The organism is Lactococcus muris (assembly GCF_042849115.1).
Lineage (GTDB): Bacteria > Bacillota > Bacilli > Lactobacillales > Streptococcaceae > Lactococcus > Lactococcus muris.
In genome coordinates this window covers 63,720-88,431 of the sequence record NZ_BAAFQO010000004.1, presented here as the reverse complement: position 1 = coordinate 88,431, position 24,712 = coordinate 63,720, and the positions used below count along the sequence as shown (strand labels likewise).

Annotated in this window: 24 protein-coding genes; 5 read left to right on the top strand and 19 right to left on the bottom strand. The window is 39.5% G+C overall.

Annotated features, from left to right (window positions below; translation table 11 throughout):
- Positions 1-11 precede the first annotated feature (11 nt).
- Positions 12-791 carry a formate/nitrite transporter family protein gene (locus ACGHCK_RS03655; protein WP_202231063.1) on the bottom strand — a complete coding sequence of 260 codons (780 nt, stop codon included), beginning with the start codon at positions 789-791 and terminating at the stop codon, positions 12-14.
- 330 nt (positions 792-1,121) lie between these two features.
- On the opposite strand from ACGHCK_RS03655, the gene ACGHCK_RS03650 reads away from it, so the two are divergent.
- Complete coding sequence (locus tag ACGHCK_RS03650) at positions 1,122-1,610, top strand: hypothetical protein (protein ID WP_202231064.1); 489 nt, start codon at positions 1,122-1,124, stop codon at positions 1,608-1,610.
- 115 nt (positions 1,611-1,725) lie between these two features.
- Here ACGHCK_RS03650 and ACGHCK_RS03645 read toward each other — a convergent pair whose 3' ends face one another.
- From ACGHCK_RS03645 to ACGHCK_RS03590, 12 genes are all read right to left on the bottom strand, one after another.
- Positions 1,726-3,381: a hypothetical protein gene (locus ACGHCK_RS03645; RefSeq protein ID WP_394304471.1), complete on the bottom strand. Its 1,656-nt coding sequence runs from the start codon at positions 3,379-3,381 to the stop codon at positions 1,726-1,728.
- A gap of 199 nt (positions 3,382-3,580) precedes the next feature.
- Positions 3,581-4,528, bottom strand: coding sequence for a DNA-binding protein WhiA (whiA, locus tag ACGHCK_RS03640; protein WP_251421573.1), 948 nt, complete (start codon positions 4,526-4,528; stop codon positions 3,581-3,583).
- Positions 4,525-5,511 carry a gluconeogenesis factor YvcK family protein gene (locus tag ACGHCK_RS03635; protein WP_251421570.1) on the bottom strand — a complete coding sequence of 329 codons (987 nt, stop codon included), beginning with the start codon at positions 5,509-5,511 and terminating at the stop codon, positions 4,525-4,527. Before ACGHCK_RS03635 ends, whiA begins: the two co-directional genes overlap by 4 nt.
- Positions 5,508-6,398: an RNase adapter RapZ gene (gene rapZ, locus ACGHCK_RS03630; RefSeq protein ID WP_202230221.1), complete on the bottom strand. Its 891-nt coding sequence runs from the start codon at positions 6,396-6,398 to the stop codon at positions 5,508-5,510. Before rapZ ends, ACGHCK_RS03635 begins: the two co-directional genes overlap by 4 nt.
- Before the next feature lie 44 nt (positions 6,399-6,442).
- Positions 6,443-7,888, bottom strand: a complete 1,446-nt coding sequence (gene cls / locus ACGHCK_RS03625; protein WP_251421567.1) for a cardiolipin synthase — start codon at positions 7,886-7,888, stop codon at positions 6,443-6,445.
- A gap of 376 nt (positions 7,889-8,264) precedes the next feature.
- A complete protein-coding gene (locus ACGHCK_RS03620; RefSeq protein ID WP_251421564.1) occupies positions 8,265-8,678 on the bottom strand; it encodes a gamma-glutamylcyclotransferase family protein in 414 nt (137 codons plus the stop codon).
- The gene (pcp, locus tag ACGHCK_RS03615) at positions 8,672-9,313 is read right to left on the bottom strand and encodes a pyroglutamyl-peptidase I (RefSeq protein ID WP_202230218.1); all 642 of its coding nucleotides are present in this window, start codon (positions 9,311-9,313) and stop codon (positions 8,672-8,674) included. The genes ACGHCK_RS03620 and pcp overlap by 7 nt, the downstream gene beginning before the upstream one ends.
- A gap of 20 nt (positions 9,314-9,333) precedes the next feature.
- The gene (locus ACGHCK_RS03610; protein ID WP_251421561.1) at positions 9,334-10,266 is read right to left on the bottom strand and encodes a DUF979 domain-containing protein; all 933 of its coding nucleotides are present in this window, start codon (positions 10,264-10,266) and stop codon (positions 9,334-9,336) included.
- 3 nt (positions 10,267-10,269) lie between these two features.
- Positions 10,270-10,944 carry a DUF969 domain-containing protein gene (locus ACGHCK_RS03605; protein ID WP_202230216.1) on the bottom strand — a complete coding sequence of 225 codons (675 nt, stop codon included), beginning with the start codon at positions 10,942-10,944 and terminating at the stop codon, positions 10,270-10,272.
- Positions 10,945-11,240: 296 nt separating this feature from the next.
- A complete protein-coding gene (lsa(D), locus tag ACGHCK_RS03600) occupies positions 11,241-12,734 on the bottom strand; it encodes an ABC-F type ribosomal protection protein Lsa(D) (protein WP_202230215.1) in 1,494 nt (497 codons plus the stop codon).
- A 52-nt stretch (positions 12,735-12,786) separates the two neighbouring features.
- On the bottom strand, positions 12,787-13,098 hold the full coding sequence (locus ACGHCK_RS03595; protein WP_251421558.1) for a hypothetical protein: 312 nt from the start codon (positions 13,096-13,098) through the stop codon (positions 12,787-12,789).
- A gap of 211 nt (positions 13,099-13,309) precedes the next feature.
- Positions 13,310-14,656, bottom strand: a complete 1,347-nt coding sequence (locus ACGHCK_RS03590; RefSeq protein WP_251421555.1) for an amino acid permease — start codon at positions 14,654-14,656, stop codon at positions 13,310-13,312.
- Between the two features lie 490 nt (positions 14,657-15,146).
- Here ACGHCK_RS03590 and ACGHCK_RS03585 point away from each other — a divergent pair, with 490 nt between their 5' ends.
- The 3 genes from ACGHCK_RS03585 (at position 15,147) to ACGHCK_RS03575 (ending at position 18,294) form a co-directional block, all read left to right on the top strand.
- A complete protein-coding gene (locus ACGHCK_RS03585; protein ID WP_251421552.1) occupies positions 15,147-15,956 on the top strand; it encodes an HAD family hydrolase in 810 nt (269 codons plus the stop codon).
- Entirely contained in the window at positions 15,953-16,876 is a 924-nt protein-coding gene (locus ACGHCK_RS03580) for a LacI family DNA-binding transcriptional regulator (protein ID WP_251421549.1), read from the top strand. Before ACGHCK_RS03585 ends, ACGHCK_RS03580 begins: the two co-directional genes overlap by 4 nt.
- Positions 16,877-17,118: 242 nt before the next feature.
- Positions 17,119-18,294 carry a DUF998 domain-containing protein gene (locus ACGHCK_RS03575; RefSeq protein ID WP_251421546.1) on the top strand — a complete coding sequence of 392 codons (1,176 nt, stop codon included), beginning with the start codon at positions 17,119-17,121 and terminating at the stop codon, positions 18,292-18,294.
- Between the two features lie 97 nt (positions 18,295-18,391).
- Here the strand turns inward: ACGHCK_RS03575 and ACGHCK_RS03570 are convergent, their stop codons facing one another.
- Positions 18,392-18,634 carry a GlsB/YeaQ/YmgE family stress response membrane protein gene (locus ACGHCK_RS03570; RefSeq protein WP_202230209.1) on the bottom strand — a complete coding sequence of 81 codons (243 nt, stop codon included), beginning with the start codon at positions 18,632-18,634 and terminating at the stop codon, positions 18,392-18,394.
- A 184-nt stretch (positions 18,635-18,818) separates the two neighbouring features.
- Here ACGHCK_RS03570 and ACGHCK_RS03565 point away from each other — a divergent pair, with 184 nt between their 5' ends.
- On the top strand, positions 18,819-19,310 hold the full coding sequence (locus ACGHCK_RS03565; protein WP_202230208.1) for a hypothetical protein: 492 nt from the start codon (positions 18,819-18,821) through the stop codon (positions 19,308-19,310).
- A gap of 63 nt (positions 19,311-19,373) precedes the next feature.
- Here the strand turns inward: ACGHCK_RS03565 and ACGHCK_RS03560 are convergent, their stop codons facing one another.
- The 5 genes from ACGHCK_RS03560 to glf form a co-directional block, all read right to left on the bottom strand.
- Entirely contained in the window at positions 19,374-20,489 is a 1,116-nt protein-coding gene (locus ACGHCK_RS03560; RefSeq protein ID WP_202230207.1) for a CDP-glycerol glycerophosphotransferase family protein, read from the bottom strand.
- Positions 20,490-20,501: 12 nt separating this feature from the next.
- Positions 20,502-20,915 carry an adenylyltransferase/cytidyltransferase family protein gene (locus tag ACGHCK_RS03555; protein ID WP_251421543.1) on the bottom strand — a complete coding sequence of 138 codons (414 nt, stop codon included), beginning with the start codon at positions 20,913-20,915 and terminating at the stop codon, positions 20,502-20,504.
- A gap of 229 nt (positions 20,916-21,144) precedes the next feature.
- On the bottom strand, positions 21,145-22,092 hold the full coding sequence (locus tag ACGHCK_RS03550) for an LCP family glycopolymer transferase (protein WP_251421538.1): 948 nt from the start codon (positions 22,090-22,092) through the stop codon (positions 21,145-21,147).
- Between the two features lie 188 nt (positions 22,093-22,280).
- Positions 22,281-23,468, bottom strand: coding sequence for a CDP-glycerol glycerophosphotransferase family protein (locus tag ACGHCK_RS03545; protein WP_251421534.1), 1,188 nt, complete (start codon positions 23,466-23,468; stop codon positions 22,281-22,283).
- A gap of 61 nt (positions 23,469-23,529) precedes the next feature.
- A complete protein-coding gene (glf, locus tag ACGHCK_RS03540) occupies positions 23,530-24,675 on the bottom strand; it encodes a UDP-galactopyranose mutase (protein WP_202230203.1) in 1,146 nt (381 codons plus the stop codon).
- Positions 24,676-24,712 lie beyond the last annotated feature (37 nt).

Genomic DNA, 24,712 nt, shown 5'->3' with positions numbered 1-24,712 from the left:
AATTCTCCTTATTATTTATTAAGTTCATTCATTTGGCGTTTATATCCAAGGAAGTAGAAACCAGCAACAAAAATGACGCCACCGAGCATATTCCCCACATAGACCAGACTGAAATTACGGATGAATTCCATCCATGTTGCTCCGCCTTCAAAAATCGCTGCAGGAATAGCAAAAGCATTTGCCACACTGTGCTGGAAGCCAATAGCAACAAAGGCCATTGTTGGAAACCAAATCGCCATTAATTTTCCGGCGGCATCTTTGGCACCGTAAGAAAGCCACATGGCAAGACCAACAAACCAGTTACAGCCCACACCAGAGACCAGGGTTTGGAGCCAGGTCGCATCAATTTTTGAATCAGCAATGACAATGAGTTCCTCACGATATACACCTGAAGCAGTTAAGCCCACAACATGAGCAAAAAAGAAAGCAACAAAGAAAGCTCCTAAAAGGTTAAAAAAAGTGATAACAAGCCAATTTTTGAGCAAATCTGAAAATTTCACTTTTTTAGCAAAAAACGAGGCTGTAACAGCTGTCATATTTGAAGTGATGAGCTCTCCTCCGCCCATCAGGATAACAATCAAACCGATAGGAAAAACAGCTGCACCGATAAAACTAGCTAAACTTCCTAACTCATCAACAACACTGGAAATAACCCGTATATAGAGCAAGTAGCCCATCGAAATCAGTGCTCCTCCAATAAAGCCAAGCACCGCTTTTTCTAACATCGGTCGTTTGACCTTTTCTTGTCCATGGTGAATGGTGGCAGACAATATTTCTGCTGGATTCATCATAATATTAATACTCTCCTCGTATAAAATAAATATAAAAACCGCGCAATACACCTGTCCTGAGACAAAGGGTGCTATGCACGGTTCCACCTTTATTTTTTACTTCATTCGTATTGCGATGATTTTGGGCCATTTTAAGTCTCGGCTTCCACTGTCCCGAGTCGCTTTCTTCATCTTAAGATTGTAGTCCTTTTTACGAGAAATGTCAAGAGAAGACGAAAAAATTTTTAACTTTCTTTATCAGTCTAAGTTCTAAAGATTGACTGTTCACTAAAAAATCTCTAACCCACGTTCGCTTCTTTTCCGGTCTGTTTTCTCTCTACGATAAAGTCCATGAAAAAGGGTCTTGTCAGTGTTTCCGATGTTCCTGGACAGGATGCCACTTGCCTTTCGAATAACTTTGCTTCTTCCATTTTAGCTCTCTCCTTTCTTAGGCTATCTGCATTTTTCTTTACAAAGCCCCATATAGGCCTCATTTTACTTCAGATGCGCCAACTCTTCAAACAGAAAAAGTTTTCAGATAAGAGATTAGGAAAAAACAAGAATTGTCCAGAAATATCTTTCCCCTTGAAAAAGATGCTGGAGTTACAATTTTTAAGAACTTTTCTGATTATCACTTTCATTTTTTGTCTGATGACTTCATTTTTGAATCAAATCCTCTTGTTCTTATTGACTGCTGTTCTGGATACTAGCGTATTCTTTGCTGTAATCACTGCTGAGGAAGCCTTGTTGCCTGAGGTACTCACCACATTGTTTGTGCTATCCTCATTAAAGTCAACACAGCATGAGCATGGGTTAAACCACCAGCAGTTGCTCCCTTAAACTGCGACTCTTGTTTAAGAGAAACCGGACCAGTCCCACGATTATCAATTACCTACATAAAAAAACGTTCAATATCGACACATCGTATTGTCGTATTGAACATTTTTTGTAATTTTTAATTCGATTGATGAACGATGATGGCCGGACGTGGTCCTCCTTGCACTAGATCAAACATTTGCCAGTTATGCGAACCCATAAAACCACCACCAAATTCTCTGCGGACAAACCATGCCGTATTTGGAGCGTCTGCCCCAGTACGTAAAAACCAATGTCCATTATTCGCAGACATACGCTCTGTAGAGTTAGGAAAGGCGCGGCCTGGACCTGATAAGCGGACTACATCTGCTAAGGAGAGCGAAAAGGCACGAGCTGTTCCACCTGGAACAACTTGAGTCACATCGTTTGCAACGTCTGGAAAATTATTTATGTCAGTTGGAAGCCAGCTATTATTAACCTCCTCATTTGCTTCATTAACCCAAGTTAACACACTAGAATTGATGGCCCCTGTAACAAAGTTATCGGCCACAGGGCGTACCATGGCACGAACCTCAGAACTGAGAGAGTCATACCAATTAGTGATTGCTGACTCTTTCTGAGTAAAATGTACCCCACGTATTGCATCATTCCGAATAATCAAATGGTTCCCACCACCTTGATTCTCCAAATAACGATACTGCTCATTAGCCATAGTAAAGATCGTCCCCGGTGCCATGATGCTAAAGTTGATTTGGTCGGGTTGGACATTGTCATCTGGTCCCGGGTTCCCCCAGTTGTTATCAATAGAGCCATTCTGTACAGCTGTCAAGAAGTCAGAGAGGTCGTCATGATGCGTATAGTTTGGATCTGCAGCCAAGAAGTCATTGATACGGTCGGGACTAATCAGTTGCCCGTCCACATGGATATCGTAGTAATATTCTCCCGGAATATTGTTTGCTGCTGCGGTCATCTCTGCTGCATCCAAGAGGTAAGAGGTGGTCTCTCCTGCTTGGAGTTGGTTGGCCCAGTAGGCCCAGCCTGTTTGGTGGTCGATGACCCAGAAGTTTCCGACTTTTAGGTTATTGGGCAAGGCTGCCCACTGGCTGATGGTCATCGGGGCACGCTCTTGTTGCAGGTTTTGAGCCGCATCATGGGTGACTTCTTCTCCCGGCCAAACTGGACCGCTGTTGTCAAAGCTGTCGCCAGAGGACCAGTAGGCATCTGTACCATCTCCGGGGTGAGTGGCGCCGTCTGTTACCCCGTCTGTGGCTGTGCTCGTGACCCAGTCACGGGCATGTCCTGCGGCTGCGGTCATCAGGTCTTGGTTGTCCCGGTTGAAGGTCGGCATGAACCATGGGGCATCTTGACCGGAGCGGCTCCAACCAAAGGTCAGGTTGGAGTAGGTGTTGAAGGCTGCCGAGTCATCTACACGGGTGTTGAGGTTGTTCTCTGAGGGACGCATGACCGTCCAAGTGTCCACTTGGTCACGGATGGTGCCGTTCACTATAGGGGTGAAGTCTGTATCTCCTGTTGAGCGTTTCTCCATGAACTCAGAGAGGCGGATACGGGCCATGAGGGGCACATTGCCATAGTTCTCCACGAAGACGTCCTTGTTTTCCGTGTCACGGTTGTAGTAGTCGTGGACGCGGCCTCCGGGGATATTTTCTCGGATGCGGTCATTGATGGCCCGCTGGTTGAAGGCTTGGAAGGCGAAGGTGCCGCCTACCAAGAGCAATAAGAGGGACAGGAGCGCGAGGTTGCGCAGCCGCCGATGGTTTTTCTTTTCTGGTGTCATAAACTCCTCCTTTGACGTAACGTGTGGTTTAGATTTTTCATTACATTTGTATTTCTAATGTTACGTTTACTTTCTGAGTCTATAGTATAAAAAAAAAAAAAAGGTCAAATGAAATGAGTGTTTGATGAGAAAAGGGTGGGTGGGTGGTTGGCTGGGGCTTGTTTCTCTCTTCTGAAAGACATGAGAAAAGAAGCCCTGACTAGAGCTTCTTTTCTTCATGTAGCGAATCAGTCTTCGCTTTTTTTATTTCCTCAGCTAGAGCTGTTAATTTTCTTAGACGGTGGTTAACCCCTGACTTTCCTAGTGGAGGATCCAATAACTGGCCCAGTTCCTTAATGGTGGCTTCGGGATGATTAATCCGAGCATGTGCCACCTCTGTGAGCGCTGGTGGGAGATTTTCCAGCTCCTTTTTTTCTGCTAAATATTTCACTGCAGAGATGACTTCCTGTGCTGCTGAGACAGATTTATTTATATTTGCTGACTCAAAGTTTGACTGACGATTTGCCAGTCCCCGCATCTCACGCATAATCTTAGCATTCTCAAATTTCAAACGCGCTTTCATGGCTCCAATCAGAGTTAGAAAGTCCATAATTTCTTCAGCTTTAGAAAGATATAAAATATAACGGTTTTTCCGAGAGATTATACGCGCATCAAAGCCAAAATTATTAAAGATATCTTTTAAATCTTCTGCATGTTCCTGATATACACTGGAAATAGACAGCTGATAATCTCCTTTTTCTGGATTATGCATTGATCCGCTAGAGAGAAAAGCGCCACGCATGTAGTCTTCCTGTGCCTCTTGATCGTATTTCACAGATTCTGGAATTCCAGAATCTAAAAACATCAGTGTATCGGAGAGCTGAAGTTCATTGAGCAATTCATTCACTTTGTCTTCAATAAAAACAGTATAAACACGGTTTTTTGAAAGTGTTGTTTTTTGATGTACACGAATCTCTGCACGAACTTGATAAATATCGAGGAGCATTTGATAAATGTACTTTGCTGTCGCAGCATTTTCTGTAGACAAAGCCAAGGTCAGACCACCAGAAATACCCAAAGAACCATTCATCCTAATCAGAGCCAATAGAGTGCCACGGCTAGGTTTCTGACTTGTCAGTTCCTTTTTTACATCACTTGTGAAACTCATACTTCTCTTCTCTCATGTTGAGCGCTGATTCCCATGATTTCCAAAGCAATGGCATCTCCATCATGAAATGCCCCACCATTCACCAGCTGCAAAAAATCATTGGAAATAATATTCACTTCTTCTTCTTGTAAAGCCTTGAAGTCGTGAACCACCTGCACTAAATACTCGTCAAATTTGTTGGAATTCATATATTCTTCAGGTACTTCTGCACTGTTTACCAATACAGTATCGATAACGCGGGTTCCCAGATGTTCATGAATAACACGAACATGGTCTGCATCACTAAAGTGCTCTGTTTCACCGCGCTGTGTCATAATGTTGCAGACGTAAACAATGCGAGCAGGTGTTTTTAAAAGTGCTTCGGCAATTTCAGGAATAACAATATTAGGTAAAATTGAAGTAAAGAGTGACCCAGGTCCTAAAACAATAGTATCTGCTTCCATGATAGACTGTACGACCTTTTTAGATGCACGCGGACTCTTTCCTGTATTTGTTTCCGTAAGATAGACATGATGAATCAAATCGTCATAGTCTGTAATCTTACTTTCGCCCTCAACTTCATGACCATCTCTAAAGACGGCATGCAGGGTCAATGGTGTATCACTTGATGGATATACGTTGCCCTTTACGTGGAAGAAACGAGCTAATGTTTGAATGGCCTCATAGGTGGAGCCCTGCATCTCACCAATAGCAGCGATAATCAGGTTTCCTAGAGGATGACCGGCCAGCTCTCCATCGCTCGAATCAAAGCGATACTGTAAAATATCCGCATAAAACTTAGGCATATCGCTCATAGCAATCAGAACATTTCGTAGATCGCCCGGAGGAGCAATATCAATTGCGGAACGCAAACGTCCCGAAGAGCCGCCGTCATCCGCAACGGTTACAATTGCGGAAAGGTCTATATTTTCTTGACGCAAGGACTTCAAAATGACAGGAATACCCGTCCCGCCTCCTATAACCACTATTTTTGACTTGCTCATGATCGGTTAACCGTTTCTTTCCTTTTATCCTTATCTCTGTGGCTTGTATTTAAATGCCAATCTTCCTTAAGTAGTGCCTTGGAAACACGCTCAGCAAAGGCGACAGAACGGTGCTGACCTCCCGTACAGCCAAAAGCAATCGTCAAAACTGATTTTCCTTCTTTCTGATAAGACGGAATAATCGGCAAGAGCATATTCATTAAATTTTTATAGAATTCCTCAGAGGCTTCTTGACGCATGACATAGTTAAATACTTCCTTGTCCTGCCCTGTTTTATCACGGAGTTCTGGAATATAGTGAGGATTTGGAAGAAAACGAACGTCAAATACTAAGTCTGCATCCATGGGCAAACCATATTTGAAGCCGAAAGAAAGTACCTCAATACGAAATGGCGCTTCTTTTGTTTCAGAAAAACGCTCAAGAATACGTGCCCGCAAATTACGCGGAGTCAGCTCACTGGTATCTATCACCACCTCAGCCAGAGCTTTGATGTCTGAAAGAATTTCGCGCTCTTGAGTAATTCCATCAAGTACACGTCCATCAATAGCCAAGGGATGTGAACGACGTGTCTCTTTGTATCGTGCAACCAGTTCAACATCGCCTGCATCTAGAAATAAAAGCTTAAAGTTTACTTCTGGGCTGTTTGAAAGTTCTGCAATAATGCCCCGCAAGCGATCAAAGAAAATACGGGAACGCATATCAACAACCATCGCAACCTTGTTAATCTTACTGTCAGGTGTATTAAGAAGCTCCACAAATTTTTCAATCAAGTTCGGCGGCATATTATCAACCGCAAAGTAGCCCATATCTTCAAAAGATTGGATTGCTACGGTTTTGCCAGCACCCGACATCCCTGTGATAATGACAATATTTAGTTTGTTCTCCATTTTTTCTCCTCTTCCTTATTCCTAGCAAGCGCTTCGTTCACAGTTTAGAGCATTGGGCTGATAAGTCGCGCCAAGCCTTCCTTGAAACGAATGCTTGTGCTGCGTTCTTCGTAAGTTTCAAGTGTCAAACGTTTACTCACTGCAAGGTCTTTTTTGAAATCTTCACGTAGCTTTTGCGAAATATCATAGTCATAGAGTACCATGTTTCCCTCAAAACAAAGTTGCAGACTACGGTTATCAAAGTTCGCAGAGCCAACTGATGCGTATTCGCCATCGATAATAAGTGTTTTAGAATGTACAAAGCCTTTCTCATAAGTATAAACCTTTGCTCCCATTTTAAGCAAGTCAGCTGCATAATAATAGGTGGCCCAATAAACCAGAGGATGATCTGGTTTATTCGGAATCATTAAGCGAACTTCCACCCCTGACAAAAGTGCCAGTTTTAAAGATTCATGCAGTGCATCATCTGGAACGTAATAAGGGGTTTGAATGATAATCTCGCGCTCCGCACTGTTTATCATCTTCATGTAAGTCATCTTGATTTGGGTTTTTACTTCATCTGGTCCTGATGTTACAAACTGTGTAATCACTCGGTCTCTTTCTAAGGCTGCTGGAAAGTATTCCGCTGCTTCAGAAATTTCAAATTTGTGTTGGCTGTTCCAATCCATAATAAATCTGTTTTGAAGGGAATAGACCACATCACCTGTCAGACGAAGATGTGTATCACGCCAGTAGCCAAACTTCTCCGTTTCAGTCGCATATTCATCACCAACATTAAACCCTCCTGTATAACCAATCTGACCATCAACAACCACAATCTTTCGATGCAAGCGATAGTTGGTACGTGGGTTAATTAAGGACAATATCAGTGGAAAGAAATACGAAACTTCTCCGCCAGCTTTCGTCAACTGTTCAAACTCCTGCGGTTTTGTTTTACTACTTCCCCAAGCATCAATTAAAAGACGTACTTCAACTCCTCTCTGAGCAGCCTCAACAAGAGCATCTGTTAATTCTTTACCCAGATTATCCATTCGAAAAATATAATATTCTAAATGTATATGGTGCTTTGCATTACGAATGTCTTCGATAAGGGCATCAAACTTTGCACGTCCATCTGTAAAAATTTTTACGCCTGTATTTGAAGAAATAACTGCCTTTTCTTCTACAAAAAGCATATGAATAAGCTGCGTAATGCCATGATTTCGTGTAATTCTTTTGATAAATCCTTCTTCTTCATAAACCCGCCAGGTGCGCTTTAACTGTTCTTCAAAACCTACACGGAAAGCGCGCTGCACTCTAAAAATACGGTAATGCGCAATCCCGCGCCCCACTAGAATATACAAAATAAAACCAAAAATAGGTAAAAGATTAACGACAAAAAGCCAAGCCCATGTCGTTGAAGTACTTTTACGCTCTCTGAAAATAATCGTCATTGACAAAAAGAAGTTTAAGACAAAAATAGATAATTCAATGATGGCAACAAGACCCAAAATAAAACTCCTTTTCTAAATTTCTTCTTATCCAATTATAACACAGGCAGCAAACAAATATTTAATCTAAACTGAAGGTTCGCTTAAAGGTTTACAACTTGCTTCGCCCCTTGCGTATCAGCAGTCTCTTTGCTTTAGCAAAAAGAATGAGAAGGGTTCACCACTCGCTGCGCTCCTTGCGTATTATCATTCTAATTTGCTAAAGCAAAAAGAATGATAAAGGTTCACCACTCGCTGCGCTCTTTGCGTATTATCATTCTAATTTGCTAAAGCAAAAAGAATGATAATACCCACGGGCTCGCCATGGGTACTTAATGGTATATTCTTGAAGTTAAAACCTGCCACCAATAGCTCATATGGCAGATTATTACTGTTGTTAGCCAGCCATATGTTCTAGCCAATCCCCCGAATAAACTGGAATAAGTTGGTCATTTGTATTAACAGCTGCGCTTGAATTGTAGTGATAATAATAAACCTGTTCCGTTTGCCCATCGCTTAACTGAGCCTGTGCTATATATCTGAGATATTCGCTTTCATCACGATTATCCGAGAAAAAATTCTCCATCTCATCAAGGACTGCAATGTTCTTTGGAAAGTCCTTCAATATAAAGATTTCTCCTAAGATTTCCGAGTTTCCCTCGATGATTGCGGGATAGCCTTTATTTTCAATGTGAAATAAGCTTCCTTTAATCTTCCCAGGATAGCTTTCTAAAACCTCGCCTTTCAAATACTTGTCATAATTGAACATGCCTGTACGCAAACTCCCATAGACAAACACTTTGTTCAACATATTTCTCCACCAATAGTTCGCAAATCTTCTGTATAACGTGTACAAGCATCCAATGCTATTTCTATCCCTTTAACAATTTCGTCTAATGACATATAAGGCGTATCTTTTTTGTCAATCACCTGTGATGTCGCATAAGGAATATGGATAAATCCACCTTTGACATTCGGATATTTTTCTTCCAGAAGGTGGCGTACACCATAAAAAACATGATTACACACAAAGGTTCCTGCTGTGTTTGAAAGTGTGCCTGGAATGCCTGCTTTATTAAGTTCGCTAACAATAGCTTTTACGGGAAGTGTTGAAAAGTAAGCAGGAGCACCTCCTTCCTTTACAGGCTCATCAACCGGTTGATTGCCTTCATTATCTGGAATGCGAAAGTCATCCACATTAATCGCTACACGCTCAGGTGTAATCGCATAACGTCCACCTGCTTGCCCAATGTTTACAACAAAGTCTGGCTGATGTTTTTCAATTGCTTCCTCAATCTTTTCCAGTGATTTATAACGAACGGTTGGAATAATTAGTTTAATGATTTCAGCATTATTGATTTCTGAGGCTACACGCTTGACAGCTTCCTCAGCTGGGTTAAGTTTCTCTCCACCAAAGGGATCAAAGCCTGTTAACAATATTTTCATAATAAACTCCTTATTAGTACTTAAAATGCAACGAAATACATGACGAGAATGTGCAGAACGATGAGAGCAAGCGCTACAGGTGCTTGCATTTTAATCACCTTATTTTCATCTTTCATCTCAAGTAAGGCTGCTGGTACAATATTAAAGTTAGCAGCCATCGGGGTCATCAAAGTGCCACAATAACCTGCTGTAAGTGCTAAAGCTCCAGCAATAACTGGATTTGCACCTTGGGAAAGAACAAAGGGAATACCAATACCCGCAGTAATTACAGAGAAAGCTGCAAAGGCATTTCCCATAATCATCGTAAAAATAACCATCCCTAAAACATACGCCACAACACCGAGTAAACGATTATCCGCAGGGACTACACCAGTGATGGCTTGTGAAATGACTTCACCTACTCCTGCTGTTGTAAACAGAGCGCCCAAAGCAACAAGCAACTGAGGTAAAATTGCGACTGGTCCCATCGAATCAAAAAGGCGCGCACCATCCTCGACAGACTCTGTGGCTTTCGCTTTCGTCATTATCAGTGCAAAAAGTAGAGAAACAAGCGAAGACACACCAATAGCAAAGAGCGATGAATTAGCATAGTTACCTAAAGCCATCGCAATCCCAACAGCAACAAAGGCAAGAATGAAGGAAGGGATGAAAATTTTATTTTTTAACAGCTTAGACTGCTTTTGTCCAAACGTCTCATCTAACGATTTATATTTCCCGAAAGTGACCTGTTTGCTGAGTGTAAGTAAGCTGCTCAATACGACAAAAAGACCAATCAGCCAAGCTGGAATAAGTGCACCTAAAATAAAAGGCAAAGCGATAAGAATCCAAAAGACTGTCGTTCCAATACGTTTTACACCTTGAATTGTAGTGAAGGCTTTATAAGCCATATAAAGCATGAGCAGGCCCATTAGAACATAAAATACATTTAAAGAAACATCAATAAAAGCTTGCATAGACTAATTTTCCCCTTTCTTTCCGAATTTTCGCAAAAGTTTTCGATCATAAAGCATAAACTGGACAGCAGTCACAACAAAAGCAAGTACAGCCATAATAATACTGGCTACTGCCACATCAACCGCTGTAACATTGTAATTGAAGCTTGACAAGGTTGAGGTAATCAAAAGCACTCCGGCACTGCCAGCAAACAAGTTTTGCCCAAAAAAGTTACCGTAATTTTCCGCTGCGGCTGAGAGAGCTTTAATGTTATCGTCTTCTGATTCAACGTCACCATATTTGCTTACTGCAGCTGCTTTTGCCATCGGTTGAATCAGAGGTCTCACAAACTGCGGATGCCCGCTGATACGGATAGACATAGCTCCTGCGATAAATCGAACAAAAACGTAAAAGAGTGTAATCCGACCTGTGGTGAGAGATTGCATACGTCCGATAAGCTCAACTGCACGCTGGCGAAGACCGTTTCGCTCTAGAACCCCAATAACGGGAAGGGTTAACACAAAAAGGGAAACCATGCGGTTATCCACAAAAGACTGCCCCAAAATTGTAAGAATCTCCTGAATGCTCAAACCAGCAACAAGTCCAGTCGAAACACCCGCAAGAACAACAACAAATAAGGTTTCTATCTTGAAAACAAACCCAATCAAAACAATCAAGACACCTATTAACTTGATCATGAAATAATTCCTCCTATTAATTATATTTTAGACAATTATACACCATTTGTCCTTTTTTGTTCAATTTATTTCGAATTTTTCTTTTTTTCTGATTTTTCATGATATTAGATACAAGATGAGCTTTATCGTACCTCCCTTGGGGTGTTCAAATTTTTTCTGAAAGCTTGTTAAGGCTTCCTTGTATTTTTAAGAGTATTAATTTTATAGTTGCAGAGTAAAAACACCCGCTTAAAACGGATGTTTTTTGCTCTTTACATACTATTTCATCTGTCAAGAGATACAGCATGTTAAACTTTTTATCCCTTGCTCCTATGTAACTCAATTTTGATATCTGCTACTTGCTCTACAAAATATGGATCATGCTCAATGACAAGCATACTTGGCTTCTCTCGCTTTATCATCTCAATAATTTGTTCTTGATTGAAAACATCTAGATAATTGAGCGGTTCGTCCCAAAGATAGAGATGAGCAGGCTGCGTTAAGGCTCTTGCTAATTCAACTTTTCGTTGCTGCCCTTGACTCATATGTTCAATTTTTTGTTCAAAAACATTACGTTCGACACCTAGTTTACGTAAGTTATTGAGGAAAGTTTCTAACTCCAGATTTTCCTCTTTGACAAAATCACTCAAAAATCCTTTGTTATCTGCAAGCTGCCGAACTTGTGAAAGGATTAGATTATGAGCCATATCAAAAGTTCCTTCATATCTGCCGGAAAATGTTCTGGTTAATACATGAAGCAAGGAGGATTTTCCGATACCATTCACCCCTGTCAAAGCAATGACCTGTCCTTGGTTTATATCAAATGAAACAGGTTGAAAAAGGAAATGCTCAAAGCCTGCTGTCAAATTTTCGACTTTCAACAAGCGTTTTTGGTGACTCCTCAGAACATGCATGGCTAATCCCGGTACTTCCTCCCAGTTTTTTAGAAGTTTTTCCTTATCTGCAATATCTTCTTTCATACGCTTTTCTAGATTTTTAGACTTTTGCATCATATTTGCCGCTTTCCGTCCTATAAATCCTTTATCCACACGCTTAGTTTCCGAATCAAAACCTCTTTTTCGGCGTGATTTTGTCGCTTCAAGGTTACGCGACCAAGCTTCTTTTTCACGTGCGGTTTGTTTCAATCTGCTGATTTCTTTTCTGAGCTTATCATCCTGAGCTTTTTCAGTAATATCCCTCAATCTTTTTTCTTCCTCATAAAGCGCAAAATTTCCCGCATACAGGTGCAAATCAGCACGCTCAATAGCTAGCGTATGGTCTGTCGTTTGATTTAGAAAATTGCGGTCATGAGAAACCAATATATAGCCTGCTTTTCCTTGGAGATAAGCAGCCACCTTATCTCTTGAAGCTTTGTCCAGATGGTTGGTTGGTTCATCAATAAGCGCATAATTTTGCTCATCTAAAAAGAGAAGAGCCAGTAAAACTTTTGTTTGCTCACCTCCTGATAAACTCCTAAAAGGACGCCAAAGAGTATCCAAATCGACATCCAGTAAGGTAAGTTCGCGTTCTAACTCCCACTGTTCAAAATCTGCTAGCTCTTGCAAGACAAACAAAGTCAACTGACTTTTATCTTTAACTGTTTGTGGAAAATAGACAAAACTCTTGCTGGTTTTCACCTCAGCATTAGCTTCTGTTTCACCGACGAGAATCTTTAAAAGTGTCGTCTTCCCTCTACCATTACGCCCCACTAAACCCAGTTTCCATTTGTCATCAATATTGATACTTACCTTATCAAATATCAACTGATCCGTGTAAGCAAAAGTTAAGTTCTTAATTTGAATGTTTGACATATGCCTCCTGTCTAAACCCGTTTCTGCCGCGATTAGTGAACAGATAGGGTTTCTATGTGAGTTTATTGACCTTTAGCGATACTGTTACGCGATATGCTTGTATTTGTTTCAGTTGTTGCTTCATAGTTTCCTCCTTGTTTAAAATCCAATCGAATAATGCGTATGATGACCGTGAGGTTTGGTTGCTTTTTTCAAGCCCTTGTTCTGAACCTGCTTGCCTGTCTGCACAGTCATTTTCTTTTGTTTTGACCTGATTACCTGTAATTTTTCCTGCATTATTTTTTGCTTTGGGGACATTAAAAAACTCCTTTTCTCTATATTTCGCATCCACAAAAATAGAGAAAAAGAGTTCAAAATGCGCCACAAAAGGGGCTTTATTTCTGAAGGTCTAGTTTCTATAAATCATGAACACGAAAAAATTCTTGCGGATACACTGCTTAACCGCTTTTAACATTTTTTCAAATTTCATGACTTATAATTTCAATAGACCTTACCTCACTTTTATTGTTAGAGTAAGTTTATCAAAACAGTAATATACTGTCAAGAAAAATACTTGACTCTGTTTTATACAGGCGTTAGGCTACCTCGGAAACGGTTTTTTCGCGGTAGCTCAAGAGGCTGAGTACACACACCACTAAGGCAAATACAGAAATCCCCCAAGGATTTGAGACAACAACCTTGTAGCTTATGATAAGTAGGACAAGCAATGTAAGGATTGAAATTGCCTTGATGAACCAGCCCCCTATTCCAGTTTTAAAATAAAAAATAATCGCGGAGATGAGAAGCATTATCCATACGATAAGTATTGTATAAGAAATTGAGCCTGCTAAGTATACAAATAAATTATCTTTAAAAATAAAGGAGAGGATTGCCCCAATAAAGAGCATACCTGAACAAAAAATTATCGCTGGGACGGGAACGCGCTTGCTTGACAGTTTACCAAGTGTTTTTCCCATGATACCTTTTGAATCTTTAGCTCGAGAATAAACCGAACGAGATGTGGCATAAACCGCAGAATTAATCACTGAAAAGAGGGCTAAGATAATGACAAAATTGACAATAAGAGCTGCTCCAGGAATACCTAACTTTTCAAAAATCAAAACAAAGGGACTCTTTTGAGTACTACTCAAAAATTTCCAAGAATAGAGTTCTACAAAGATAAACATAGGAATAACATAGAATGAGAAAATACGCATAATAACACCACGAATAGCTTTAGGTATTGCTTTTTTGGGATTTTCTACTTCTGAAACTGTTAATGCTATGAGCTCGGAACCCCCATAAGAATAGATAACAATAAGCATGGCATTGAAAACACCCTTCATGCCATTTGGCATAAAGCCACCGTATTTGTTCATTTGACCTAGTCCCTCACTTAGTCCAAGGTGAAAAACTTGTACAGCGACCAAGTAGAGGCCAACCACGATAAGAATAAGAATAACCATGATTTTTGCCCAAGCTAACCAGTATTCTGTTTCAGCAAAGACACGTACCGAGTAGAGGTTGAGCCCTAAAGTGATAATAGCAACAATAAGTACAAAAATCCATGACGGAACTTGTGGGAGCCACACGCCTAAAAATTGAGCTATAGCTACAGACTCAGCCACCATAGCAGCCATCCACAATGACCAGTAAACCCAGTCTGTAAAGTGGGCAAATCTTTTTCCTACATAGGGTGCAATAAGACCAGCTAGACCCACAGTCGTCTCTTTTTGATGCAGAATAATCTGACCCGCACCATACATCACGACATAGAGGATTATGCCAGCTAACAGATAAGCTAACATTACTGCGGGACCTGAGGCTTGTATAGCACTGCTTGAACCGGCAAACAAACCAGCTCCAATAGCCCCACCAAGTGATAACATAATCACATGTCTTGCTTTCATTGAAGACTTCAGTTTTTGCTTAGAATTTTCCAAGTAAAATCCCTCATTTCTATTATTTTTATCTTTTTAGTTTCTTCACAAAAGGATAAAGTCCAGCTTGGCACTCTCCGAGTCGCTTTATGCCTTACTAAAAAACTAAAAAATTGCTCAATTTGAAAAGAAAAAAACCGGGTCAAGACCCGGCTTTTAATCACGGGCACAGATACTTTTTGAGAATACTCAAAAGCTGTATCTATGCCGAGCATAAACACAACTTATCTGTGCCAAAAGTAAAAGACTGTCAATGTTGGTGCTTTGCTCATGTGATTTTTTCTCCTTCTCAAATTTAAAATTTATTATATATGAAAATATTTTAAATTGCAAGAATTTGTATGAATTTATATAAAATTTATAATGTTATCTATCAATATCGCAAGTTTTTTCTGTTTATACAATAAATAAAAAAGTAAATTCTTTTTTCTTGACATGGAACGCGTTTCATAATTTACAATGAAATCATCAAAAATATAAAGGAGATTTGACGATGATCAAACACATTTTCGCAGATATGGATGGAACACTTCTGGACACACATGGCTATCTTTCTGATACAAATCGCTGGTCTATCTGTCTTAGTGATATCCCAGTTACACTGGTCTCAGCACGTAGTCCCTTTGAAATGAGCCACATACTGAACGAGCTCCAATTAAAAACGCCACAAATTGCCTTCAACGGGAACTTGATTTTTACCCAAAATGACTTTGGAATTCAAGTTATAGACAAACACATCTTACCTGCTGAGACGGTTTCAGAAGTTTTAGATTACATTTCTTCAAATTTCCCCACTGTAAGCCTCAGCTGGTATAGTCTTGCACATTGGTATATCAAAAAACAGGACAAGGCTGTCTTTATCCAAAAGGCGCTCACTGGCGCTGAACCACGAATAAAAGCTTTTGACGGAAATTCTGAAATTTACAAGATTATGCTCATGACTTTTGACCCAGAGGAGCTGTTGCATATACAAGCTTCACTGGAAGCACTCAACATCTCGGAAATTCAGCTTACACGTTCGACAGTTTATACTTTAGAGATCACTTCCAGCCAAAAAACAAAGGCAGATGCTGCCCAATCCATTCTGAAAGAAAAAAATCTAAACTTTGAAGAAGCTGCTGCCATTGGAGACGGTCATAATGATATTCCCCTCCTAAAAGTTGCTGGTCTCCCCATTGCAGTAGATAATGCTCACGCAGACGTCAAGAGATATGTTAAAATGGTCGTAGGAAAAAATACAGATCATGGTGTGACTGAAGCTCTTTCAGCCATTCGCGAAATCAATGAACAGGTAATCTTATGACCTCTCTTTCTGATATTGCCAAACTCACGGGATATTCCAAGGCAACTGTCTCTCGTGTCTTATCAGGTAACGGCTATGCTTCCCAAAAAGCATGTGAAAAAATACTCAAAACCGCTGCTGAGCTAGACTATGCTACAAACGCAATTGCACAAGAGCTTGCGCACGGTGCGACACATAATATAGGTGTTGTTCTCCCCTATATCAAAGCCTCTTTTTTCAGCAAGATACTCGAAGGTATCCTTGAAAGAAGTTTTGAAACTGGGTATAAAATTATTATTCTGCCTTCAAACTATAATCAAGACTTGGAAATCCAATATCTGGAAAAATTACGAAAAAAAGCCCTTGATGCAATTATCTTCACCTCCCGTCAGGTATCTGAGGAAACGATTCTTAAATATCAGAAATATGGCCCCATTGTCCTTTGCTATCGGCCCGAAAACAGTAACATTCCAGCGACCTATGCCAACCGTATTCCAGCCTATCGTCAGGCTTTTCAATGGCTTAAGGAACAGAATTGCTCAAATATCGGATTTCTTTTATCCAGAGGAAACAGTCCAACTATATCAACAACCCTACAAGCATATAGGGATATTTATAAGATCAACCCCCATCTTGAACAGATAAAGTCGGGCTTAATATCAGCCGAAGATGCCTATCGTTTAGCCCCAGAACTTATTCAGTTTGATGGGATATTTGCCAACTCTGACGACATTGCTGCCAACGTTTGGCGCTGGTTTGATGAACAACACCTTCCCAAGCCTATTATTGTAGGGCAAGAACGACTACTTTCAGGGCAGCTGCTCAAAATTCCTACTGTAGATAACCACTGTCAAGAGGTTGGGCGGATGGCTTTTGAGCAAGCTATCTCCAAAACAATGGAGCAATCCTCTATCCATTCTGAGTTTATCTTGAAGCGTTAATCTGAATACATGCAACTGAAATAAATCCCAAGTTGTGAATTTCTTGGGATTTTTTGATTGGCTAAAAACCAAAAAATACACTCTTCTCCTTCTTATGGACAAGAGAAGGGTTTTTGCTTTAGAAAAACATTCAAAACTTGCTCCAAATCCGCCTATTAAAAAACAAAAGGATGGACAAAGCCTAATCTTGAAAATATTGATATAATAGCTTAGGATAAAAATTAAAAAGCGGAGAGGTTTTAATGAAAAAAATTATTGAAATTCCAGATGAGCTTATGCATAAAATCGATCAAAAGAAATATAAAATATTCGTTGAACAAGATCAAGTTGTCTTAAAAAATGATGCAAAGCAAGTTGATATTCAAAATTTTTCTTTACATTATGTTCTTATCCCCAGCCTATTAAGCTTAGTAATTTCCTTGATGACTTTCTTACTAAGTGGTGAAGGGCAAATAGCTTTCACAGGTGGCAGATATCACTCTGTAGCTGGTATGAGCATGCTCTGTGCTACAATTATTGGTTTTATCACTTTTATTTGGGTTTATGCAAAACAGAACATAGCCACGAAAAAACGGAAAATCAGTCGCATAAGAGAACTTGGAACCATCGGACTAGCCTATACACTCATTATTTTCGCAGTTCAAGCTTTGATTTGGCATATTCTTGGAATGACCTTTGTTGGCGTAACCTTGGACCCTCTGACAGCCTCCTTCTTGTCTGCTCTATTTTCTGCAATCGTCTTTTATTTTTTGATTCTCTTTGCAGTTTCGGTCAAAATATCTCATCTCATCGTTTTGCTTTTTGTTACTTTCATCGGTGGAATTTTTCTTTCCATGGCAACAAATGGACAAAATGGCTGGTGGCAATATAATTTTAGCTTCTTAGGGACGGGCGAGGCTGAAAATCAATGGCAGTTTAATTTTACGATGATTTTTTCAGCCCTAATGCTCCTGACAATCACTGATTATTTATTCGTTGAATTCCAAAAAAGTAAATTTTACAACTTCAAGATTAAAGTTGTTCAAGCCTTTTACTATGTTATTGCTCTCTTTATCGCTGGGGTGGGACTTTTCCCTGCCCAGTCCTGGACCATGGTTTTTCATAATGCTTCTGCCTACGGTATCGTTTTATGCATTATCGTTTTAATCCCGTTGAGCAAATATCTTCTTCCACAGTTGTCAAAAGAGTTTTTAAGCATGTCTGCCTTTGTTTTTATAGGACTTGTGGCATCAGCTGTCTTATTTCTAAAAGTTCATTATCTCTCACTCACTGTTTTTGAAATCATCGCCTTTGCTATTTCTTTCTCCTGGCTCGTAATGATGATTAATGCGCTACAAAAGATGCTGCACGAATCCAGTGTGTACTCTATCAGTATACTTGAAGATGAAGAAATTAAAATACAAAAACAAGGAGAGTAGATGATGTGACCTCCAAAAAGTTAAACTTTTGAGGTGTACATCAAGGCTCGCCTTGTTTTTTTGCTCTTCTTTCAAGTATATATTGACTCTATCCAGCCTACTTGTTCATCTTGCTTAAGAAGAAAGACACAACAGCTACAACGATAACAGCACCAATGATGGAAGGGATAAGAGCCATTCCTGCTAAACTTGGCCCCCATGTTCCTAACAATGCTTGACCGACAGCTGAGCCTACAAGACCAGCTAAGATATTAGCAATCCATCCCATGGATTTTCCTTTACTTGTGATTGCACCTGCAATCATCCCAATAATTGCGCCAACGATTAATGACCAAATCATAAGATACCTCTTTCTATATTGTATAATAATTCTAACAAATTAAAAATACACTTACAAACTTTTCATCTTGCTTTTTTTAAATGGGATTTCGTCTACCTAATAATTTTTATAAATAGTTAAAGGAAGTTTTTTTAGATAATATGGTATACTAGGGGTAGTAAAAGGAATTTTTAAGGAGTTCTATATGAAAAAATTTAAATTACCATTACTTATAGTGAGCTCATTTGCTGCTCTCTTACTTCTTGCAGCTTGTGGCAACAATACGAATGCTAAAAAAGACACAAGTTCTGAATCTTCTAGCTCTGTCAAAAGTTCTACCTCAGACACAAACAAAAAATCTGATACAAAAGCTTCTGAGAGCACAGACACTGCATCATCTACAGAAGCTCCAAAATCTTCCACCACTGAAAGCAGTGACACGGGTTGGGTAGACAACTCGAATAATCCTGTAGAAAATAACGGTGCAGGTGGACACAGTCCACAAGCTGACTCTAATGCATCTTCCTCTCACTCAGAAACAGACACTGTCGGGCATTCTTGGGTGTTGGTCTACGTTGATAAGTCTGGAAACAAGCATGAATCAACAGTTTCAACATCTTACAAAGAGCTTCAAGATAAAGCCAATGCTTTACTTGCCTCTGGTGAAGCAACCTCTTATTATTTTATTCAAAAATAAAAAAAGTAAGCTATTAGATTTTATCTAAAATAGCTTACTTTTTATTTGGGGCAAGCACATGTTCTACAAAGCATCATTCATAATAGAATGAATCATCGAAATCACTCTACCTGTTGATTTTCCATCGCTGTATTGGTAAGTTTTTTTGAAAAAATCACTTCTTTTTTTCTTATATTCATCGTCCTTACAGCTTTGAAGTGCTCTGATTAGGTCATCTTCATTAAATGCCAACTGACCTGGAAATTCATTCCTGTAATCAATGGTTAATCCTGGTTTCATTGAATATTTTTTAAAATCAGGAACATAAGCAACAACAGGCTTGTCAAAAATCATCCAATCAATAGCAATAGCAGAATAATCTGTTATTAGAACATCGCTCACACAAAAAATTGAGGAAATTAATTCATCCTCAATAAAGAGAACATTAGGAGTATCAGCATATCTTGAATCTGGAATCAAAGGGTGTGCCTTATAAATAATAATGTAGTCGCTCCCTAGGGCTTTCTGCACACGCTCCAAATCTATAGCGACTTCTCTAAAATGGGTGCTTATACGGCCACGGAATGTCGGAGCGTAAGTGATAACTGTTTTATTTTCTATGAAAGGATACTTTTCCAAGAGCCTTTTTCTTGTTTTATCTACAAAGTCCGAATCAAAAATTTTATCGTTGTTAGGTATGCCTGTTACAAGTACATTTTTCTCTGAGAGATTAAAGGCTTCAGCATAAATCTTTTTAAAAAAATCAGAGTTCGCAATGACATAGTCATAGTTTTTAACTTCATAATCACGCTCTACCTTGTTTCCAAAATTCTTCAACGCACCTGTCGCATGCCATACTTCCAATACTTTGACTTTGCTTCTGTGAGGAAATTTAGAAATCACAAAATTATTGTAGTCAATGATAACCAACTTTGAACTTTGGATGATAAAAAGCTGTCTGATACAAGCCAGGCCATATCGGAGATTTCCTAAAAATGTTGGCTTGAACTTGAACAACAAAGTTTTCAGCTCATATCTCTGTTCTGCGGCTAGAGCTTCATACAAAATTTTAAAATCTTTTGAGAGGTTATCATGCTCTAGAGAGATAAAGGTAATTCGATTTTTGTGCAGGCGCGAAAGAAAAGTAAATGGATAAAAGAAAGACAAAATAAGAGTTAATACAATCGCTTTAAATTTCACTAAAAACCTCTGTCATTCTTCTTTAAAACTGTATTTTAAATCTTTTTTGATTTGACTTGAAGAGTGCTTGCCGCGAGAAAAATACATAATTTTTAGCTCAGGAAATTTCTCCTTCAAAAAGGCAAGTTTTTCATGCCACTCCTCTCCCATAGCAAATATATCAACATCAAACCTATCAATATACAAGCCCTTATCCTCCCATGATTGCTCAGAAACTACTAGATTCCCCCATCGCATCGCTTCTAAAACGCATTTTCTAGTATTACAGTTTTTACAGGCTTTTTTATTCTTTCCTTCCTTAAATTTATCTGTAGAAAGCATCACAATACGCCTGTCTCCCAAATTTCGAACATGTCTTAACATATCACTATGACTTTCGTGCAAAATGTCAAAGCTTCCTGCTACTAGAGTTATTTTTTCTTTCATCCATTTATTCTCGTGTTAATACGCTGTCCTCCTTGTACCTAAAGGCACTAAGGAGGAACGGCAATTCATATATCAATTGCCTGAGCGTCTTATTCATCATTCTTCAAAAAAATATCGTTTTTGAAGAATTACTTCATAATCTTTTATTAAAAGTTGCTGCGCTGATTTGGAATAGGGGACACGCTATCATCCTTACACCTAAAGACACTAAGGAGGATTGATTGATGAATTATTGTGCTAATTGCTCTTGAAGCAAGTTACGAACGCGTGTTTTTTCGTCTTCAGTCACTACTTGAAAACTTAAGCTATTGAGCATCTGTCCTTGTCCTTGAATGGATTCATGGACGACATTACCAAAAGCTTGATTATAATTCAGTACGATTTTTTGCATCTGATCCCAAGTCAAATCTGTTTTAACATTTCCACCCAGAGCTTCAAGAATACCTTGATAAGCCGTGAGACTTTGCGGAGATTTTATCTTACTTAGAATAGCAGCGATAACTTCTTGTTGGCGCTTTTCTCGTCCATAAGTCCCCCTTGGATCGTCATGGCGCATACGAACATAAGCAAGAGCTTCCTTACCATTTAAAGTATTTTCTCCCTTATGAAAAGTCATATCATCAACCTTAAAATCTAGGTCAGAGTTAACGGTTATCCCGCCTAGAGCATCAACCAGATGTTCAATACCGCTAAAATTCATGGTCACATAGTGATCAATATCCAGTTGAAGCAATTGATTGACCGCTGCTATGGAAGCTGCTGCTCCTCCCTGAACATAAGCAGCATTAATCTTATTAGAAGCTGTAATGGATCCGTCTGCAGCTTCAATAAAGGTATCTCTGGGAATGGAAACCATGGTCGTTTGCTTTGTTGTCGGATTAACCGTAACCAGCATCAAGCTGTCTGTTCTGCCTGATAAATCTTCCTGCCGTGAGTCAAGACCCATGATTAGAAAAGATAAAGGCTTATTTTCACTGATCGCACGGCTGGCCTCCGCTTGGTTTTTCGAAGTTTCCAGTGGAGCATAGGTTTTATCAATATTTACCCTTGCTGTCTGGTAGAAAAAAGCAGCAAAGGCCGTGCCTGTAACAAGTAGAAGTCCTAAAGTAATTAATATTGCGTTTCTTATCGGATGTTTCTTTTTCTGCTGTTTTTTCTTGCTTCTGTTCATTGCCATACTGACCTCTTTTTCTATCACATATATAACTACATAAACATTTCTTTTGTGACATTTTTTCCATCACATTATATTCAATTATATCATTATTTGCATCTTTTGCAACGAGATTACAATTTTATCGTCAATAAATTAAAGTTATATATTTGAAACTTTAATATTTGATAAAAAAAGAAAGGAAATCCTTTCTACTGCATAATCATTTCAACAATTTTTCGGCTGCTGTTGCTTTGAGAACAGGGATTAAAGCGCTGGTTAAAAGCTTTTAACCGCTCCTGATCAAAGTGCCTATCTCGAATGGCTAAAAGAAGTTCATCCTCCGTCTGAAATGGCGAGCTGGGGAGGTCATTATGTACATCCAGATAGAAACCTCGCAAGGCTGTACCATAAACGTCTAAGTCATACATATAAAAGTAAATAGGACGATTCAAAATAGCATAGTCAAAGAAAACCGATGAATAATCTGTTACTAATACATCTGCCATAAGATAAGCTTCATGAATGTCCGAAGTCGCAGGCATCGAGAACACAAAATCTCTTAGGTTCGCATCAATCTGAACTTGATTTGAAATTAAATAATGCGGTTTGAACAGGACAACGTAATCTTGCCCCAGCACAGTTTTCCAACGTGCAAAATCAACTTGTAACTTGATATGGTAACCGTCTAAGCCATAAGTATCATCCCGCCAAGTGGGGGCATAGAGGATGACCTTTTTATCTAAAGGCAACTTATAGGTTGTTTTGAGTTGTTTCACTTTTTCAGGTGTTGCTTTGCTCAACACATCTGTCCTTGGATAGGCTACTTGAATCATTTTTTCTCGAGGAAACTGAAAAGCCGTTTCAAATTTTTCAGCCGCAAAGGAAGAAGGTGCAACCAGCCAATCCCAGTGCCTACTGTCTTGATCATAAGATTTGACCATTTGCCCGTGCGTCAGATAGGCACGATAATGTTTACCTGTGTCTTCAATATCATGCCCTAAACGTTTCAGAGGCGTACCATGCCAAGTTTGAAGGTAAATCTGGTCTTTAGCCTTGTGATAATAAGGCGCCATTTTGGCATTGAAAACCCAGTATTTTGCCTTGACTAAGGCTTTGTAGTAAGCCAAACTGTTGAACTTAACCACCTGAGCAGCTCCTGCAACGGGATAGGGCTTTTTTAAAGCCCAAACCAGCTGATAGTCCGAATAAGCAGGATGCTCCCGTAAAGCTTCAAAGATAGCGCCAGGGCTGTCCCCTACTGATTTGCCATTATAACTAGCAAAAAGAACCATCTTGGGTTCTCGCTTAATGAAAAAGGTTAAGAGGTATAAAAATATTGCAAGCAAGGATTTTAATACAACGCGCCTTAAGTTCCCCAAAAAACTCACCCATGTCATGACTGATTCTCCCTAGCTTTGCTTTGATCATTTGTATTTGGCTTGTTTTCAGCGCCTTTAATCATGAAACATCAAAATTTTTGAATTCTTTTGCCACATCAACCAGCGCTGCATGGAAAACCATATCCATATCGTAGTATTGATAATTCCCTAAACGGCCACCAAACTTGACTTTATCCGCTATCTTATCTGCCTCTTTACGGTAAAGTTTGAATATCTCAGAATTTTTATGATCGTTAACTGGATAATAAGCTTCCTTAGTTTTGTCCCAATTTTGAGGGTATTCTTTGGTTATCACACTCTTGCCCTCGTCAGAGTTTTGATCAAAATGTCGCCACTCCATCACTCGCGTATAAGGCGTTTCGGCATCTGTGTAATTAATGACGGCATTTCCCTGAACATTGTTAGAGTCGTGTATTTCATGCTCAAAATGTAGAGAACGCCACTCTAACTCACCATGTATGTAGTCAAAAAAGCTATCAATCATACCTGTATAAATAATCCGTGGAAATTCTGCCAAGTAAGCTTCTTTATCCGCAAAGAAATTCACGCTTAACTGCACATCGATCAGATCAGAAGCAAGCATCTTCTCAAAAATAGACGTATAGCCATTCACTGGTACACCTTGATAACGATGATTGAAATAGTTGTTGTCATAAAGATAACGAACAGGAAGGCGCTTGATGATAAAACTTGGAAGTTCTGTGGCAGAACGCCCCCATTGTTTTTCAGTATAGCCCTTGATTAGCTTTTCATAGATATCTGTACCGATGAGAGAGATGGCTTGTTCTTCTAAGTTTTTAGGATGAGCGATTACTCCAGCTGCTTCACGTTGTTCTGCGATTTTGGCTGCTGCTTCTTCTGGCGTTTTAGTGCCCCACATCTGGTAAAAAGTATTCATATTGAAAGGAAGATTATAACGTTCTCCCTTATAGTCTGCGACTACCTGATTAATGTAGTTATTGAACTCCGTAAACTGGTTGATATAGTCCCAGACTTCTTTATTATCCGTATGAAAAATATGTGCCCCATATTCATGAACATTAATCCCCTGTTCCTTGCGCGTATACATGTTCCCACCGATATGGTCGCGTTTGTCAATCATGAGTACACGTTTGCCTCGTTTGGCAGCTTCATAGGCAAAAATAGAGCCATAAGGACCTGTACCAACAATGAGATAATCGTAGTTTTTAGTGTTATGCTTCATCCGTTTTTAAGCTTCGCTTTCTTGTATATTTTGCGCA